This window comes from Filimonas zeae, assembly GCF_014641615.1.
GTDB lineage: Bacteria > Bacteroidota > Bacteroidia > Chitinophagales > Chitinophagaceae > Filimonas > Filimonas zeae.
On sequence record NZ_BMIB01000003.1, the window covers coordinates 285,408 to 304,041 of the forward strand.

Here is an 18,634-nt window from a genome sequence, read left to right on the forward strand (position 1 = left end):
TTAAGTCTGTACCGTTTTAATGTTACCATATTATTAAACAGCGTTGAAACTGAGATCATTGCTGATGGTATGTTCTAATTTTCCGGCAAATTTCATGTAAGCATGCAATTTGCCGGAGAAACTGATAATGCGTTGATGGAGTATACTTCCCGTGGAAATAAGGAGGCTTATGAGGCCCTGTTTTTACGGCACTGGCAAAACCTCTTCAATATTGCTTACCGCAAAACGGGCAACAATCAGGATGCCCTGGACATTGTACAGGAACTATTCATTTATATATGGGAAAAACGGGAGAGCATACACATTACCGGTAACGTGGCCGCTTACCTTACCGTTAGCCTCCGTAACCGCATTGTAAACTGGTACCGTATTACCAGCACCCGCACCAAACAAAAGGAGGCGCTGCTGGAGCGGTTACAGAACATGCCCGAAAGCACACAGCAGCAACAGGCCGCTACGGATTATACCGCTACCCTGGAGCAATGGCAGAGTGCCATTGACATGCTGCCCGACAGAATGAAGGAAATTTATGTGCTGCGCCACCACCATCAGCTGTCTATTGCTGAAATCTCTTCCGCTTTAAGTCTGCGCCCGCAATCTATCCGTAATCAGTTGTCTGAAGCCAGTGACCGTGTACGTTCTGCACTGGAAAAACATTTGTGGGTAGCTATCCTTATTTCTATTACCGTATAAGCCTGTAGCGTCATTTTTCTTGTTAACAATTTAGTAATAAACCCCACGGGTACAACAGGTATTTTCCAAACGTGGTGTATGTACGATGACTACTGAACAGGAAAAACTGGTAAACCAGTTACTGGAAAAATATCTCGCAGGTAAGTGCACACCTGCCGAGGAAGCCATGGTAGATGAATGGTACCATCAGCTGACAGCAGGTGAAGAAAACCTGCTGGAGAAAGATCGTGCCTTTGCCGCACAGGCAGAGCGTCAGCTACGCAATCAACTGCCTGGCTTACCGGCGCAGGTAATACCTGCAGCAACACGTATGCAGCCGCTACGCCGCGTTACAGCCATTGCTGCTGCCATTACCGGTATATTGCTTGTGTATAGCGGCTATCTGGTATGGAAGGGAAGTATGCGCAAACAGGCTGCTGCCATCACTGCCATGAACACCGGACGCAGGGAGTTGAAAAAAGTAGTGCTGCCGGATTCATCTGTAGTATGGCTGAATGAATTTTCCTCACTGGAATGGGATGAAAATTTTAACGATACAGAAAGGGGGGTGAAGCTGAGTGGCGAAGCGCGTTTTGCCGTGGCGCAACACGCAGGCAGGCCCTTTCGCGTACAGGCAGGCACCACCACCACTACCGTACTGGGCACAGAGTTTAACATAGAAGCTTACAAAGATGAGCAGGCTATTAAAGTAGCGCTGCTGAGCGGTAAGGTACGTTTTGAAGAAAACAGCCTGCAGCACCAGCCGGTGGTATTGTTACCGGGCCACATGGTTACCTATACCAAAGCAACGGCACATAGCGAGGTAAACTCCATTGGCAATGCCGCGGTAGACGCCTGGGTAGAAGGTGCTATGGTGTTTAATGAGGTGCCGGTGGAAGAAGCCATTATACGCTTGGCCCGGCATTTTGACTGGACGGTACAATGGAAGCAAAAGCTGGCAGCAGGGGATGGTACTACGGTTACCGCCCTGTTCCGCCGCGAAACGCCGGAGCAGATATTACAGGGTATAGCCCTTACCAACCAGATCAGGTACAGGTTAAAAGACAAGCAACTCACTATATACGGAACGGACTAAAACAGACAAGGCGTTGCAGCCGCAATAGCCCTTTAAAAAGTAACAACATGAATGGTATCACTGGAAAAAGCCGGGTTTACACCCGGACAGGGAGAGCTATGCCGCTGATGATAGCCGGTATATGGATCCTTTTATTAACAACAGGTGTACGGCAAACGGCAAAGGCCCAAACGTACAACATGAAAGAGCTGGTAACAATACACGTAACACAAAGCAACGTGGCTGCGGTACTGGAAGAGCTGGACAAACAAAGCAATTATTCTTTTACCTATTCCCGCGCAACGCTGCAGAAAATTGAAACCGGCAGCATTGACTGGAACAAGGTAACGCTGGAAACAGCATTGAACGAGCTGAAAAAGAAATACCATATCGGCTTTCAGCCGGTAAACACCACCATCTCTTTTTTCCTGGAAAAAACACAGGAGAAAGGTGATACGCTGAATAAAAATGTAACCGCCAAAGTGTTTCCCGTTACCGGTGTGGTAAAGGATGGTGCTACCAAAAAGCCGTTACCGGGTGTGGATGTAATGGTGCAGGGTAGCAGAATGAACTCGGTTACTGCGGCAGATGGCAGTTATTCTGTACTGGTAAAAGACAGCGGCGCCGTGCTGGTGTTTTCCATAGTAGGCTATGAAAGCCGTTTTATATCAGCCGGTAAAAATGAGGCGGTAGTATTTCTTGCTGCTGATGATAAAGCGCTTACCGGCGTGGTAGTAGGCGCACGCAGAAAAATTAATACAGAAGTAGCGCTGCTGAACGAAAGAAAAAACGCAGCCATTGTCTCAGATGGTATCTCTGCCCAGCAGATGGAGCGTACGGCAAGTATTACTACTACCCAGGCATTACAACGCGTATCGGGCGTAACCATTACAGATGACAAGTATGTAGCCATCCGTGGACTGGGAGATCGTAGTGTGATTGGTCAACTGAACGGTGTGCGCCTGGCTTCTTCCGATCCGGACAGAAGTACCATTCCGCTTGATCTGGTGCCTGCCAGCCTGCTGGATAACATTACCATTTACAAAACCGTTACGCCTGATAAACCGGCAGATGCGGCAGCGGGTATTGTGGAGCTGAAAACCAAATCTATACCCGAAAGGCAAACGCTGAGCATTACTGCACAGGTAGGTATGAACACCCAAACCGGTGGTATGGTAAACAGCTTTTACAACAGCGATATGGGCTTTCTGGGCAATAGGGTAAAGAACAAAGACCTGAGTGCCGATTTTCATAATCTGGCTACGCAATACCCCAACGGCCTGGGCGATATACAGGCAAAGATTGCCAACAGCCGTAACAATCCGGCACTGCTGGCAGAAGCTAACCGTGTAAACGGTATTATGCATCAGCTGGATCCGGTAATGACTACCCGCTACAAAACTGCACCGGTAAACCAGGTGTATTCTGTTACCTATGGCAACAGCCTGAAGGTGTTTAAGAAACATCAGCTGGGCATTATAGCCGGTGTTAACTACTACAGCCGTACCACCGATATTTATCAGGGCGAGCTTACGCAGTGGAGCCTTTACCAGGGCGCCCTTACCGGCAACTCTGCTATTTACAACCCGCTGGTAATACCCAGCTACGTAACCCCTAACAATATTAACCTGGGTAAATACCTGGGGTATAAAGAAAATACAGGAACCCAAACCCTTAACTACGGCTTCCTGGGTGGGCTTGCTTATCGTTTTAACCCGCAGCACGAAATTAGTTTGCAGTACCTGGGCAGCCGCGGTGCAGAAACCAAAGCCACCCACCTGGCCGGAGCCTATGAGTACATTGCATTGCCCGGTGGTATTGCCAGCACACAGTATTCGTTACGGCAAACGCAGCGTAGCCTGAACACGTTTAACCTGCAGGGCGAGCATAAGTTTAGCAAAGGCAACCTTACGCCGCGCCTGAGTTATAACCTGGCTACCTCTAACAGCAGCCAGAACGATCCGGATTTTCGTTTTGCCAACCTGGCAGATTACAAGCCTACAGGTGGTGGTACGTACGGTGTGCCGGTACCCGGCCAACCGGATAATGTGGTGGCCAGCGAACATCTATATTCACTGGTATCGGGCTACGTAAACGGCTATGGGCCTTACGGTATTATACAGGCCGACCCTAACGGCCGCCGTTTTAGAAAACTGAACGAGGATAACTACAACTATAAAGCAGATGTAACCGTACCGTTTAAAACAGGTAAGCTGCGTCAGGAGTTTAAAACAGGGGTGAACTATCTGCACCGCAAACGCAGTTACTCTGAAAACGTACTGTACCTGCCAGGTTCCAACTATTCCAACACCGGTGCCTTACCGCTGTATGCAGTAAACGGAAACCTGGACAGGCTGGTGGGGTACGATAGAATTGGTATTGCTTTACCGGGTACTTACAACGAAGAAGGCGCGCCGCGTGTAGGTGGTTATTTATACAACACCCAAAAATCGCCCAACAACTATAAAGGATATTTTGAAACACGTGCTTTTTATGGCATGCTGGATATGCACCTGACGGAGAAGCTGCGTTTAACCGGTGGTGTGCGTTTTGAAATGACGGATATTAAAGCAGCCGTGGATACCTCTAATGTATTCCTTGATGCTTCTGTAACTACTACCGATGGTGCAGGTAACAAGGTAAACCTGGTGTATACCGAACCTAATTCGGTATATAAGGTAGATTACGAGCCTTTCTATTCTGCCAACCTTACCTATACGCTTAACAGCAACATGAACTTCAGGTTGGGTTATAACAACTCACTGGCCCGCCCGGAGCTGCGTGAGCTGACCAATGTGTTTGACTTTGATCCTTTTCAGTTTGCACTGGTGGTGGGTAACCCCAATCTGAAAAATCAGAGAACCACCAACTACGATTTCCGCTGGGAATGGTTTCCGTCACCGGGCGAGGTACTGGCTGTATCTACCTTTTATAAGGAAATTGAAAATCAGTTGACCAAAGTATTCAAGCAAAACTCTACCGGCTTAAACGCCCGTTTTCCGGAGTTTCCTGCCATTGAATTTCAGAACGATCCTAACAAGGGTAAGGTATATGGTATAGAGCTGGAAGTGGTGAAGAACCTGGGCTTATTAACGCCTGCACTGCGTAACTTCTTCCTGGGCTCTAACCTGTTACTGGCACAGAGTGATATTAAAAAAACTGCAGAGCGTTTGGCCAGCTCCAGAGCTATTGACCGCCGTTCGCCTTCTAACAGTCCGCTGTTTGAGCAGGCACCTTACTCTGTAAACGTATACCTCAACTACGGTAACCGCAAAGCGGGAACAGATATTACCGCCACGTTTAACATGGTAGGGGAGCGGCTGATACAGGTAAACCTGGATGGTACGCCCGATTTGTATTCAAGACCACAGCCGGTGCTGGACCTGGTATTTACCCAGCAATTATTTAAGCGCATACAACTGAAAGGTTTTGCCAAAAACATACTGGACAAGCCTTATCAGGAAGTATATGCCAACCCCGGAACCGGTGGTAAGTTTTACGGCAAACAATATACCCGCAGAAGCTATAACCGTGGTACGGAGGTAATGCTGGGGCTTACTTATACCATGTAATTCTGTTACCCGATAATACTTACAAAATGAAGCATAGTAAATATATATATCCTTTTCTGCTGGCAGCACTTACCGGTGCAGGTGCCTGCAAAAAAAAGCTGGATACTACTTACGATAACCGACCCCAACAGCAGCCGCTGACCAGTTCCAGCACCAGGCTGATAAACCTGGCAGGGGCAAATGAATTGCAGATAAACGGCCAGAAGCTTACCAGCTTTATAGCACCTGACCGTGAGGGCGGTTATGGCCCGGACCAAACCCGCGGCACTTTGTATTTTCCGGATAACGGAAGGCTGGGCGGTTTGTTTACTGTTCCGTTGCAGCTGGTAGATGGGCAGGGCAAAATAAAGGACATTATTTTCAGCACCTTATCCAACAAAATACAAGCACCGGCTCCAAGGCCTTTTACGGCGCAGGATGATTATAACCATCCTATGGATTATTATTTTACCTGGTTTACGCCCAATAAAGGTGGCTTTCAGGATTCGCTGTTTGCTATTCCGCGTGAGGTGTCGCCTTCTTCCAACCCGGAGCATTTTAAAATACGCCTGTTAAACCTGGGCTCTACGCCAGACAGGTTTCACTCCGGCAATATGTCGCTCACCTGGGCAGATGGTTCTGCCATTGCAGGGTTGGGTGATGTTGCACCCGGAAGTTACTCTGCGTATTTGGAAATACCTTTTGGTAGCTATCAGTTTAAAGTGCTGGACGCTGCCGGTAAAGAGGTGCCTGCCAAAGGTTCAGCAGAGATGTTGAATAATATATTGAACCCCACCACAGGTACTATGATGTCAACCTCCGGTATAGACGGGGATGCGGGCGCCGGTGGTTTTGCAGATACCTGGTTAACTTACGCACCTGTAAAAAACTATCAGCCCGGTGGCGTTTATACCATTGTGGTAGGGGCTATGCCCGGCTATGGTATACCTACGGGCGGCCCTGGTGAAACGGTTAGCGCTGTGCTCAACAGCTTCCAGATTATTGCTGACAATAAAGAAGCTACCAATATTACTTACAGCCGCATGCAGGCAGTAAACGTACTTGCAGGCAAAGAAATCAGCTGGCAGGTAGATGGAAAGCCGCTGGGTGAAACCCTGGCGTTTGCTGCACAAACAGATTATAACAGATACATTGCCGGTGCACACCATGTGAAGGCACTGGATAAACAGGGGGCTACACTGGCCGAAGCAGACTGGCAGCTTACACCGGGAGATAACATTACCGCCTGGTTATATGCAGCCCGCGATGGCAAACCTGCCATCAGCTTTTCTGCCAATAACCTCAGCGGCAAATATTATACAGGCGTTTCCGGTAATGATGGCAGCTATGCAACAGTGCAGGATCTGAACCCGTGGTGGATTCGTTTTATGAACTTTTGTGCAGATGAAAACGAGGTGACTTTTACCAAAGCGAACGGACAGCATTTTACTACTGCCACCACCAGCCAGGCTTATTCGCATATTCAGCTGGGTAAGGCAGTGGAAGCCAATGAGTATGTGCGTTTAAGGGCCAATGAAAATATAAGCATACTGGCCTATGCTTCCAAACCGGGTGTTTTTCCCGGTAACTGGCTAACGGAGGTAACACCACTCACTGCCAGCCGTTTTATAGCCAATCCGGAATTATATAAAACCGCAAAAAAGCCCAATGCGGAGCCTGGTATTTATACCGTGGCGCTGGTGGGCAATAGCGCAGCAGGTGAAAAGCCATCCATGATCATTATCAAACACAACAAGTAAACAGAAGTATTGTATGTATAACCGGTCATTTCTATCCTTACTACTCATAGCAGTTCTCGCCGGCGCGGGGTGCCGTAAAACAGATTTTGCGGAAGTAAGCAGCCCCGCTTACCTGAGGGTATTTAACAGCCTCAGGTTTAGTGCCACGCTGGACAATAAAGATGCGCCGCAGCCTTTTTTAACCATGCTGATAGATCCGCAGCTGGATGCCAACGGCATTCCGGAGAGTGCGGCTACCACAGGTGATTTTCTGGAAACACGCGATCAGTGGGCCAGGCCTTATCCGGATGCGGCCAACACAACGCTGTATCAGAAGGAGTTTCCGGGTACTGCTAAAACGATAGCGGCTCCTATATTGAACGGGTACGATCTCAGCAGCTGGGCACAGGTGCCTTCGGGTAAACACCGTGTAATGTTCTTTTCCCGTCCGCAGAATACCACACCATTTTTTAACCTGGATAAAAATCAGCGGGGCGATGTAATGGCAGATACTATGATTGATTTACAGGAGCGCGAAGTGTATACTATGCAGGTGCTGGAGCAGGATTATCAGACAAAGAAGAATATTGTATACCTGCGTAACGAAACGTTTGTAAAGCAGTCGCTTTCCGATTCGCTGGTGTATGTAAACTTCTATAACCTTTCCAGCAACGGATTTTATCAATACTCACCCAATGTGTTACCGGGTAATGTGCTGGCCCGTGATAAAATACTGGATACCATGAACATCTTTTACTCCCTGTACAAGTATGTAAGTACCAGCACCAGCACGGCTATAAAAGGCAGCGAGTATGCGCCTATGGGCACCATTGTACGCTCGCAGGAGTCGGTGGTAAACCCATACCGCAGCTTTCCGCTGTTTGCAGATACGGGTACCAACAGAATATATACCGGTAACGTAGCGCAGCTGTTTCAGTTTATGAAACCAGGTTTTACACCTGACAAATCAGGTCTGTTGCAGAGTTTACCCTTGGGGTACTACCTGGGCGTATCGGTAGGGTCGGTGGGAGATAATGTGAATGCCAAAGCCAATATTATGGTGAAGGCAAGTGCCGATGTGCGTAGCGGTTTAATTATATCTGAGCGTTCAGGCGTTTACAACCCGCGTTCGTTTGCCACGGTAAACACCATAGAGTATATCAACAGAAAGGTTTACATCACTACTATTCAACGCAGGTTTGACCCTCCTGTATACTAAATCAAAAATGTATTGTATGCGTAAATTGAAATACATGACAGGTTTTGTGGCAGCTGTGTTGCTGGCTACTTCCTGTAAAAAAGATGATATAGAGCCCCCGGTAGATACTACAAAGCTGCCACGTACCATGGCTGCGTTTATACAGAATAACTATGACCTGTCGCTGCTGAGTATGGCATTACAAAAAACCGGTTTGCTGGATAGCCTGGCACTGCCCGGGAGTGCTACCTTTTTCGCGCCGGACAACAATGCCTTTGCTGCCATCGGTATCGGTAGCATTGCAGCTATTAATGGAATGAATACCGATAGCCTGCGCAACCAGTTGCGTTATCATCTGCTGCGTAACCGGTACTTTGTTTCTTCGTTTCCCTCTCAGATAGGATATAGCTATACATCTGCTAACGGCAAACCCATGTATGTGAGTACCAGTAACCTTTATGGTTCCGGTGCGGAAGCCAGGCAGGTGTATGTAAATGGCGCTATGGTGTACACCGGTGCCAAACGGAATATAGCTTTGTCGAATGGCGTAATACACCTGCTGAGTAAACCGCTGCAGTACAATGAGGGTACCGTGCAGGAATATATTACACGCGATACCAGTTTAACGTTTTTTGCAGCAGCTATGCAGCGTTTTAATTTATGGGATGGGCTTAAAGCCAACAGTAAGGTTACTGTGTTTGCTCCGGATAATGCAGCGTTTCGCCGCTATGGCTTTACGCAGGATAGTATTGCGCGTATGAACCCCGCAAGCTACCAGGAGCTGGCTTTTGGGGTATACCCTTTGCTGCTGCAGCCCCGCCATATTTTTTCCACCGATTCCTGGCAAATAAAAAGTGAGCAGTACGGCCCCAACGGCATTTACTTTGGAAACTATGTGGTTACCCCCGATTACGCTTATAATGGTAACAACAACACAGACCAGGCCAACGTATCTGTACTTTATTTAGATGTCAGTGGTTTTTATCAGCCTAACGATAAAGGGCCCGCACAGGCAAACTATAAAGGCGGTGCTGCCAGAGGCGCCGACCACCTTACCGCAAATGGCATTGTGCATGTAATTGACGACCTGCTTTTTTATCCTGAATTACTGAAAAAATAAATGAACTGTATGCGCTATACTATAAAAGCAGCTGCTTTTGCTGTATGGATGCCGGCGTTGCTGGTGTTGTTACAGCTGGGTGCCTGTACCAAAAAAGACATTATGCCGGAGGCGGTAGGCGAACCGGTACCTTATAAAGACACCGCAATACGCACGTGGAAGGAGATGATGGATAAGCCAGGTTACACTTTGTGGAAAGCTGCCTGGAACCGCTCTGATATGAACACCCTTGCTGCTGCTGATAAGGCGGGTGCTTTTGTTACCGTGTTTATGCCCACTGACCAGGCCTTTACGGCCGCTGGCTGGACACTGGATGTGATTAACAACGCCGGTAAGGAAACATTGGATAGCCTGCTCAGTTACCACATAGCGCCCGGAAAGTATAACCCCGCTAACATTGCTGGTATCCGTGGTAGCGTACAACTGAAAACACTACTTACCAATGACGTGGTTATGGGGCACAACAGCAGCCAGCCCTATATCTATAGCCTGTACACAGGTTACCTGAACGATAGCCTTGTGATAAACGGCGTGCGCGCCGCTAAATGGGGTAAGGGGCAGGATGCTGGTGAAGGATATGTATATACAACAGATGTTGTGCTGCAAAAACCCATGCAAACCATGTGGGAGTATATTGAAAGTAATCCGGAATTCAGCTTGTTTAAGTCGGCCGTAGAAAAGAGCGATTTTGAGTATAGCATGGGCTGGTCTGGAATGAACAGCCAGATGTACCTGATGGGCATGCCCGGTTTTGAGTATACGCTGTTTCTGCCTTCCAACAAAGCCTTTGCATTGCTGGGTATTTATACGGATGAAGATGTGCAGAACTATATAAACCGAAGCCTGCCGGTGAAAGATCCGGATTATGATGAGAACTGGTTTTATGTAAACCCCACTACCTCCATGGACAGCATTCTGATGGCCCACGGCCTGGACGCCTATTTGTATGGCGGTAGCATTAATTACCCTGTAAGCGCAGCGTATTTTTCCAACGACCTTGTGCAGAACGCAGCTGGCTTAAGCGGCGTGGAAATTAGGCCGGGCGTTCAGTACAGTAGTGCTCCTGGTGTTATCAATGTGGATTTTAGCGTAGCAAACGGTCAGCCACAGGTAAAACGGCATAAAGCCAACCATACACCTATGCCGCTGGCTCAATCTGACATCCGCGTGCTCAACGGTGTAATCCACGTAGTGGATGGTTTATTCATCCCCTAAAAACAAACTCAATGAAAAGAATATTTTATAGCGGTTTTCTGTTAATGCTGCTGGCGGGGTGCAGTAAAGAGAAGGCGGAAAGCAGCGTTTCCCCGGATATTACCGGCCGCCTCAATTTTGTGATAGAAGATAACCTGTTTAATTTTTCGTACTTCAATGCCGGGCTCAGCAGAACGCCTTACCGCGTAACACTTACGCAGCCGGGGCCTTACACGGTGCTGGTGCCGGATAACAACGCCTTTGTGGCTGCTGGCTACGGTAACGAAAATGCGGTGCTTACAGAAAATGCTACGGTGCTGAATAATATGATAGGCTACCAGATTGTTTCCGGTACCTGGGAATTGAATCAGCTTCCGTTTCGCTTTAACCAGGAGCTTACCTCCGTTACGGGCAGCAAGCTGTATATTACCCGCTGGGTAAAAAATCAGGATACCGTGGTAACCATTAACGGCAGCCGGGTATTGAGCTATAATATGAAGGCCAGCAATGGTTTAATACAGGCCATCAATACCGTATTGCAGCCATTGGTACACAAAACACTGTCTGATGCTATATCATCAGACCCTCAGTTCACCTACCTGAATGCTGCTTTGCAAAAAGCAGATATGAAAACGCAGCTGGAGCAGGAAACGCCATACACCGTGTTTGCCCCTGTTAACAGCGCCTTTGTAGCAGCAGGCTATGCTACCATACAGGATATAAAACAGGCAGATGCAGCTACCCTTAAAAAGTTGCTGCAATACCACCTGTTTGGCGGTAGAAAGTTTGTGTACGATTATATACTGGCTACCGGCCCCACCGATAAATCGGAGCAGGCCATGCTTTCAGGCAGTAACATAACGGTAAATCTGCTTAAAACAGGCATTAACTACACAGGTATTACTGTAAAAGGAATAGGTAACGCCACGGTTGCCAGCGTTACCAAACCCAATGTGCTGGCAGGCAACGGCGTGCTGCATACAATTAACCAGGTATTAAAGGAGAACCAGTAAACCATTATTTGTAATGAAAAGGATTGAGATTATTCTATACACACTGTTGTTAACGGTGCTTACCACCGCTGGGGTGTATGCACAGGAAACCAACGGTACCCTCGGAGGCCGCATTGCCGATGAGCAGAACAAAGCATTAAGCGGGGCTACGGTAGAGGCCGTGCATGAGCCCTCCGGTACCCGGTACGCTACTACTACCGGTGCAGATGGTAAGTTTTACCTGCCAGGCTTACGCATTGGCGGCCCTTATACCGTTACGGTTACCATGGTAGGCCGCAACCCCGAAAAAAGAGAGCAGGTACATATACGCCTGGGCGAGCCGATGCTGCTGAATGTATCGCTGGCTCAGGCCGGTGCTGAATTGCAGGCCATTACAGTTAAAACCGCCAAACGCGGGCCTAAAGCCAATATTTATGGCGCAGGCCAGAACATCAGCAGCGCGCAGGTGAGTGGTATGCCTACCATCAGCCGCAGTATGCAGGATATGACGCGTATGGTGCCGCAGGCTACCAAAGACAACTCTTTTGCCGGTACCAGCTTTCGTTACAACAACGTAACCATTGATGGTGCTACTAACAACGATGCTATTGGGTTTAGTCCTTCTACAGGCGGTATTACCGGTACTTCCGGTATGGCTGGCAGCAGCACGCGCACCAATGCTATTTCACTGGATGCTATTGAAGATATGCAGGTGTACCTGGCACCGTTTGATGTGAAAATAGGCAACTTCACTGGCGGCAGCATTAACGCGGTTACCCGCAGCGGTACCAATAAAGTTACCGGTTCGGTGTACGGTTTTGGCCGCAACGCTGCTATTACCGGTTCTGATAAAGCAGGTTCTTTGGGTAAAATGAACAGCAATTTTTATGATTATCAGGCGGGCGCACGTGTGGGCTTTCCCATCATCAAAAACAAACTGTTCTTCTTTACCAATGAAGAAATTACCCGCCGCCGCGATCCCTCTCAGCTGATAGCGGGCGTAAAGGAAACAGAACAGATTTTAAGCAGCAATGATGCGGAAGCCATCCGCAGCAGCACACTGGCGCGGTACGGTGATAGCTTTGACCCCGGTACTGCCGGTAATTACAGTGCCAGTGCGCAGAGCTATAAATTCTTTAACCGTATTGACTGGAACATAGACAGTCGCAACCAGCTGGTGGTACGTAACAATACCATCCTGTCCAAATCTGTCAATATGGATAGCGATCAGCAGGATTTCCGTTTCAGCAGTATGGCGTATGAACAGGTGAACAACCAAAGCTCAACCGTGGCAGAATGGAAAGCACGTTTCAACAACCGCTTATCCAACAGTTTAATTGCCGGTTACAGCATGGTACATGATAAGCGTACCCCTGGTTCTAACCCTGCATTACCGCAGGTGCAGATTATGGGCCGCACACCCGGTACTACTATTTACCTGGGTACCGACCGTGAAGCCAGCATTTTTGATATGAAGCAGCGTACCATTGAAATTACAGATAACCTTACCTGGAGAACCGGTAAACATACTTTTCTGTTTGGTACCCACAACGAGTTGTACAATATCAACTATGGTTTTGTAAACAGCTGGAACGGCCGGGTAGATTACCTGAGCATTGAAGATTACCTGAACAACAACCCTTACCGTGTAAGGGGCAGCTATCATTTTAATAATAACGACCGTAATTACATTCTGGCCAACCCGGAAGCGAAGTTTGATGTAAACCTGATGAGTGCTTATGTACAGGATGAAATTCAGCTGACAGATAAACTGCGTATTACACCGGGTTTACGTGCAGACTATACCTGGCTGCCCACCAAACCGGAGCTGAGTGAGCAAACACGTACTGCTTTTACTGACAGTTATTTTGGAAATACCTATTCGTATACGCCGTTAAACCGCATCAACAACCAGTACCTGAATACCGTACAGCTATCCCCCCGGCTGGGTTTCCGGTACGACTGGAAGGGTGATCAGAGCCTGATACTGCGTGGCGGTACCGGCCTGTTTACGGGCCGTATACCTTTTGCATGGCTGGCCTATGCCTATTATAACAATGGTATGAACTACGGATCGTTTGATCAGAAGGCAGATGCCAAAGCATTTTTACCGGGTACAGATCCGGTACGCCCTTCTGCCAACGGTATAGCCGGCTTTATATCGCAGAATGGTGCTGTAGTTAATAACAGCAAAGCCGCACAGGTACAGGTAGATGTGGTGGACAACAACTTTGTAATGCCTAAAGTATGGCGTACCAATGTGGCTGTAGACTATGCACCTTTATCCGGCTACCGTTTTGGTTTGGAAGCCATCGTTACCAAAACCCTGAAAGATGTGGCTTTTCAGCAGGTAAATATTAAGGATGATCCTTACTATTATGCCTATGATGTGGAGCGTAAGCAGCCGGTGTACAACGGTACTATCGACAGCCGCTTCTCTAATGCTTACCAGCTCAGCAATACCGGTAAAGGTTACCGCTACAGCATTACCGCTACTGCCGGCCGTACCTGGCCGTTTGGTTTAAATGCTTCTGTGGCTTATACTTATGGTGGTTCCAAAGATTTGAGTAACGGTATCCGTAACTCTATGGAAAGTAACTGGCAGCTGAACCAGGCATTAAACCCCAACAACCCCGGCCTGGCATGGAGCAATTTTGATATCCGCCACCGCATTGTGTTCAACGCCAGCTACAACAAACGCTGGAACGATACCTGGAAAACCACTGCCACCTTGTTTGCAAGTCTTCAATCGGGTAGCCCGTTTACTTATGGTGTAGTAAACAACAGCATACAGGGCCTGCCACAGCAGGTGAGCCTGGTGTATGTACCACAGGCAGCAGATGCTATCCGCTTTTTCCAGGGTTATACCAGTGCAGCCGGCCAAACTGTTACCGCAGCTGCACAGGCACAGGCGTTTAATGAGTATGTGAATGGTAACAAATACCTGAGCAGCCGCAGAGGTAATTTTACCGAACGTAACGCCGGCCGCACGCCGTGGAATGTGCAGACTGATCTGCACCTGGCACAGGAGTATTATTTCAACAAGGGCGTGAAGGGTGGCTTCCTCACTTTCAGCATAGATGTAATTAACGTGGCCAATCTGCTCAGCAGCAGCTGGGGCAGGGTGTTTTTTTCGCCCAACACGTTTAACTCCACTGCCAGTGTGGGCTTAACTCCGGCTTTCCCCGCGCGCCAGAACGCAGGCAGCTATCCGGTGTATACATTCACCAATCCGGGTAAACCTTATTCTATCGACTATTTCAATTCCCGCGCGCAGGTGCAACTGGGGGTTAGATATTCCTTTTAAGAATGCTTAAATGAATTTCAGGTATATGAAACATACGCTTTACATAATGGCTGCATTGCTACTGCTGGCAACCGCCTGTAAAAAAGACAAGCAGGAGGGTGGGAAACTACCCCTGCAGGTAAAAAGCTTCTGGCCCAACAGCGGTAATGCCGGTACTATAGTACATATTACCGGTACTGGCTTCGGCTCCACCGCAGCAGATAACGAAGTGGATTTTAACGGCACCCCTGCCCGCGTGGTAGATGTGCAGGATACCGTATTAACCGTGCTGGCGCCTGTAGCGGGCACCACCGGTATTATTGGTGTACATGCCGGTGGCAGCAAGGCCGATGCAGGTAACTATACCTATCAGCAGCTGAGCCTGCATGGTGTTACCCCAGCCAACGGCCCTGCGGGTACTAACATCCGCATCAGCGGTGCGGGGTTTACCAGCCTTACCGGCCCTGCCAAAGTATATGTGAACAATAAGGAGGCGTTGGTATCTAACGTAAATGATACAGCATTGGTAGCCATAGTACCCGAAGCAGCCGGAAGCGGTAAAATAAAGGTAATAGTAGATGGTAAGGAAGTGGAAGGGCCTGATTTTACTTTTCAGCTGATTAGGGGTATCAAGCCTGCCAGAGGTGGTAAAGGAACCAAAGTAACCATTAATGGAGAAGGCTTTGCGGCGGTTGTAGCAGATAACCAGGTGTTCTTTAACGGTATAGCCGCCACCGTGCTTAGAGCCAGCGCCACACAGGTGGTAGCAGAAGTGCCTGACAAGGTAACCACCGGGCCTGTTTCTGTAATTATTAAAGGGCAGCGTACCGTTGGTAGTGTATTTACAATAGTGCCTGCACCGGTGTTTACTACAGTAGCTCCGTTAAGTGGCCCCGCAGGTACCGTTGTTACCATTACCGGTGAAAACTTCAGCGTAAATGCAGATGAAGTGGTAGTGCTGTTTAATGGCAAGCCCGCGGTAGTAGAAACCGCTGCTGAGAAAAAGATAACTGTAAAAGTACCTGAAGGTGTGGGAACGGGTGCGGTGCAATTAACCGTAAATGATCAGGCAACCACCGGGCCGGAGTTTAAAGAGCAAAACCTGGGTGTGGCAGCACTGGTACCCGATAATGGCCTGGCAGGCGCAAAAGTGATTATACAGGGCGTTGGCTTCAGCTCCATTGCTGCTGAAAATCAGATCAGCTTTAACGGCTTGCCTGCGGTGGTTTCGGCTGCTACGGCTACTACGCTGGAGGTAACGGTGCCGGAAGGTGTAAGCACTGGTGCAGTTACGCTTACCGTAAATGGTATGAATGCAGTTGGCCCTGTATTTAAAAGAGCGGGTGTAGCAACACTGGCTGGTGGGCCCACCAGCAGTGAATTTAACTGGATTCAGGGCCTGGCAGTGGACAAACAGGGTAACGTGTTTGCGGTAGATAATAACTGGATTAAAAAGGTGAGCCCCGCAGGTGTGGTTACTGTTTTTGCGGGTAACAGTGCTGCGGGTAATGTGGATGGCACGGGCACAGACGCACGCTTCAATTATCTTACTTCCATGGCTATTGATGCTAATGATAACCTGTATGTAACAGACCGGTTTAATAAAAAAATCCGTAAAATAACACCGGCGGGTGTGGTGAGCACATTAGCTACTGTTACCTTTAGCCCCGGCGGTGTGGCAGTAGATAAAAATGGTCAGGTGTATGTGGGTGCCGATTACCAGGGCGTGTACTCAATCGCTTTCAATGGTGTTATTACCCGCCTGGTAAACAACGCCTACGAATCTGTCAACTATCTGTGTGCCCTCAACGGTACTATTTACTATGCAGCCGATTACAGTTACAATGCTATTTTTAGAATAGCAGGTGGGGAGAAAACTACCTATGCCGGTGCTGTTAACGGTTACGGCTTCCAGGACGGTACTTTAACCAGTGCCCTTTTTGGAACACCCACCGGTGTGGTAGTTACCGATGCAGGTGTACTATATGTTGGTGATGGAAACGCTATCAGAATGATTGCTGATGGTATGGTTACCACTTTAACCGGTACACAAGGCGGTAGTACACAGGTGCCAGGTTACCAGGATGGCGGCTTTGGCAATGCTAAATTCAGCAGTATAAGCGCTACGTGCCTGGATAAAGATGGCAACTTATATGTAGCAGAACGCAACAATAAAAGCATACGTAAAGTGTTTTTCAGATAGGGGATTTTATGTAAACCAAAAATCAATGCTGCCCACGCATTTTTATGCGCGGGCTTTTCTTTAGTCATCTTTACCGACAATGACGCAAAATATCATCCTTATAAATATGACTATAGCATCTTTTGCAGGAGAGTCTGTTGATTTTGTAATAAAAGTTAAAAACGAACTATCCGCCGGCACCAAAGGTGATTTGTAGCCTAAACGGATTAATATATGCAGGCCCCTTGCCCTACCGCAAGGGGCTTTTTATTTCCGTTTATCCTTATTCCTTGTTAATAAATTAAGAAAAAGAGGTATATCAAAGAGAGAAGTGTACTTTGTGGGTGTTAGATGCAATGAATATGATGAAATCAGGTAACGATAAAAATACTTTTCCCATAAAACAAAGGTTAAAGGGGCAGGTGAAGTTTGTAAACAAGGATAAAAACCAATTCTTTGCAACGCTGAAGAAGCGGGTCGATCTGTATTTTGCAGAGCAGACGCTTTCTAAATTTGGTAATGTGGGTATGGTGGTAAAAACCATCGTGTTATTGCTTACCTATATCGGGCCCTTTGTTTGCCTGCTGGCGTTTAATCCTTCTTTTGGGGTTGCGTTGGCATTATGGGTGCTGATGGGGCTGGCGGTAGCGGGGTTGGGTATGAGTGTAATGCACGATGCCAACCACGGTGCTTATTCCGCTAACAAAGCGGTGAATTACCTGATGGGGCATGTGCTTAACCTGCTGGGAGGGTCAACCGTTAACTGGAAATATCAGCACAATATTCTACACCATACTTATCCGAACATTGTTAATATGGATGATGATATTAACGATAAAGTGATTCTGCGTTTTACTCCGCATACTGAATTGAAGCCTGTGCATCGTTTTCAATGGATTTATTTCTTCCTGTTTTATGGCCTCACATCGCTGTATTGGGTGTTGGTGAAAGATTTTGTACAGTTTGTGAAGTATAAACAGAATGGGGTAAATACCTCTTCCAAAAAGGAGAACGGAGGTATGCTGGCCAGGATTATTGCTGTTAAAGTGGTGTATCTGTTCGTTTTTCTGGTGCTGCCTTCTGTGTTCTTTGGCCTTCCTTTCTGGGAAGTGGTAGTGGGCTTTCTGGTAATGAATTTTGTATCAGGCATGGTACTTACGGTTATTTTTCAGCTGGCGCATAGCCTGGAAGGCACAGAACACCCGATACCCAACGAGAAGGGCATCATAGAAAATGACTGGGCCATACACCAGATGAGGACCACTATGAATTTTTCGCGTAGAAATAAATGGCTGTCGTGGTATATCGGGGGGCTTAATTATCAGGTGGAGCATCATTTGTTTCCCCGTATTTCGCATGTTCATTATCCGCGTTTGTCTGCTATAGTAAAAGAAACCGCAGCGGAGTTTAATGTGCCGTATCTGGAACATACCACGTTTTTTGAGGCACTTAAATCTCATATTACCTATCTGAAAAGGCTGGGGAAACTGCCAGATTTGAATGAGCTGGGATAGCTGATTATCAGCAAGGGTGCTAAGCATATTATATTACGCCCCTTACCTGCCAGGTAAGGGGCGTTTTTGTGCAGGCTGCTGTTGGGGCGCTTCCCGCAGCTTGATACAACC

The 18,634-nt window shown here is 47.8% G+C and carries 11 protein-coding genes; all 11 read left to right on the forward strand.

Features of this window, described 5'->3' with window-relative positions; all coding sequences use genetic code 11:
* The first annotated feature begins 102 nt into the window (after positions 1–102).
* The 11 genes from IEY13_RS14165 to IEY13_RS14215 all read left to right on the forward strand — a co-directional run bounded on the left by IEY13_RS14165 (position 103) and on the right by IEY13_RS14215 (position 18,523).
* Positions 103–693, forward strand: a complete 591-nt coding sequence (locus tag IEY13_RS14165) for an RNA polymerase sigma factor (RefSeq protein WP_188953187.1) — start codon at positions 103–105, stop codon at positions 691–693.
* An 85-nt stretch (positions 694–778) separates the two neighbouring features.
* Positions 779–1,768 (forward strand): FecR family protein, encoded by a 990-nt coding sequence (locus IEY13_RS14170; protein WP_188953188.1) that lies wholly within the window; start codon positions 779–781, stop codon positions 1,766–1,768.
* A gap of 179 nt (positions 1,769–1,947) precedes the next feature.
* Positions 1,948–5,319 (forward strand): TonB-dependent receptor domain-containing protein, encoded by a 3,372-nt coding sequence (locus IEY13_RS14175; protein WP_188953191.1) that lies wholly within the window; start codon positions 1,948–1,950, stop codon positions 5,317–5,319.
* A gap of 26 nt (positions 5,320–5,345) precedes the next feature.
* Complete coding sequence (locus IEY13_RS14180) at positions 5,346–7,058, forward strand: porin family protein (RefSeq protein ID WP_188953193.1); 1,713 nt, start codon at positions 5,346–5,348, stop codon at positions 7,056–7,058.
* A 13-nt stretch (positions 7,059–7,071) separates the two neighbouring features.
* On the forward strand, positions 7,072–8,256 hold the full coding sequence (locus tag IEY13_RS14185; RefSeq protein ID WP_188953195.1) for a hypothetical protein: 1,185 nt from the start codon (positions 7,072–7,074) through the stop codon (positions 8,254–8,256).
* 16 nt (positions 8,257–8,272) lie between these two features.
* Positions 8,273–9,355, forward strand: coding sequence for a fasciclin domain-containing protein (locus IEY13_RS14190; RefSeq protein ID WP_188953197.1), 1,083 nt, complete (start codon positions 8,273–8,275; stop codon positions 9,353–9,355).
* 9 nt (positions 9,356–9,364) lie between these two features.
* Entirely contained in the window at positions 9,365–10,570 is a 1,206-nt protein-coding gene (locus IEY13_RS14195) for a fasciclin domain-containing protein (protein ID WP_188953199.1), read from the forward strand.
* 11 nt (positions 10,571–10,581) lie between these two features.
* On the forward strand, positions 10,582–11,562 hold the full coding sequence (locus IEY13_RS14200) for a fasciclin domain-containing protein (RefSeq protein ID WP_188953201.1): 981 nt from the start codon (positions 10,582–10,584) through the stop codon (positions 11,560–11,562).
* A gap of 13 nt (positions 11,563–11,575) precedes the next feature.
* Positions 11,576–14,848, forward strand: a complete 3,273-nt coding sequence (locus IEY13_RS14205; RefSeq protein ID WP_188953204.1) for a TonB-dependent receptor — start codon at positions 11,576–11,578, stop codon at positions 14,846–14,848.
* A gap of 25 nt (positions 14,849–14,873) precedes the next feature.
* Positions 14,874–17,030 (forward strand): IPT/TIG domain-containing protein, encoded by a 2,157-nt coding sequence (locus IEY13_RS14210; protein WP_188953206.1) that lies wholly within the window; start codon positions 14,874–14,876, stop codon positions 17,028–17,030.
* A 341-nt stretch (positions 17,031–17,371) separates the two neighbouring features.
* Entirely contained in the window at positions 17,372–18,523 is a 1,152-nt protein-coding gene (locus tag IEY13_RS14215; RefSeq protein ID WP_229687870.1) for a fatty acid desaturase family protein, read from the forward strand.
* Positions 18,524–18,634: the final 111 nt, after the last annotated feature.

Excerpts from the sequence above, each read along its gene's own strand:
- IEY13_RS14175 (WP_188953191.1), top strand. The coding sequence starts at position 1,948 with ATGAAAGAGCTGGTAACAATACACGTAACACAAAGCAACGTGGCTGCG.
- IEY13_RS14215 (WP_229687870.1), top strand. The coding sequence starts at position 17,372 with ATGATGAAATCAGGTAACGATAAAAATACTTTTCCCATAAAACAAAGG.
- IEY13_RS14210 (WP_188953206.1), top strand. The coding sequence starts at position 14,874 with ATGAAACATACGCTTTACATAATGGCTGCATTGCTACTGCTGGCAACC.
- IEY13_RS14180 (WP_188953193.1), top strand. The coding sequence starts at position 5,346 with ATGAAGCATAGTAAATATATATATCCTTTTCTGCTGGCAGCACTTACC.
- IEY13_RS14190 (WP_188953197.1), top strand. The coding sequence starts at position 8,273 with ATGCGTAAATTGAAATACATGACAGGTTTTGTGGCAGCTGTGTTGCTG.
- IEY13_RS14205 (WP_188953204.1), top strand. The coding sequence starts at position 11,576 with ATGAAAAGGATTGAGATTATTCTATACACACTGTTGTTAACGGTGCTT.
- IEY13_RS14185 (WP_188953195.1), top strand. The coding sequence starts at position 7,072 with ATGTATAACCGGTCATTTCTATCCTTACTACTCATAGCAGTTCTCGCC.
- IEY13_RS14200 (WP_188953201.1), top strand. The coding sequence starts at position 10,582 with ATGAAAAGAATATTTTATAGCGGTTTTCTGTTAATGCTGCTGGCGGGG.
- IEY13_RS14165 (WP_188953187.1), top strand. The coding sequence starts at position 103 with ATGCAATTTGCCGGAGAAACTGATAATGCGTTGATGGAGTATACTTCC.
- IEY13_RS14195 (WP_188953199.1), top strand. The coding sequence starts at position 9,365 with ATGCGCTATACTATAAAAGCAGCTGCTTTTGCTGTATGGATGCCGGCG.
- IEY13_RS14170 (WP_188953188.1), top strand. The coding sequence starts at position 779 with ATGACTACTGAACAGGAAAAACTGGTAAACCAGTTACTGGAAAAATAT.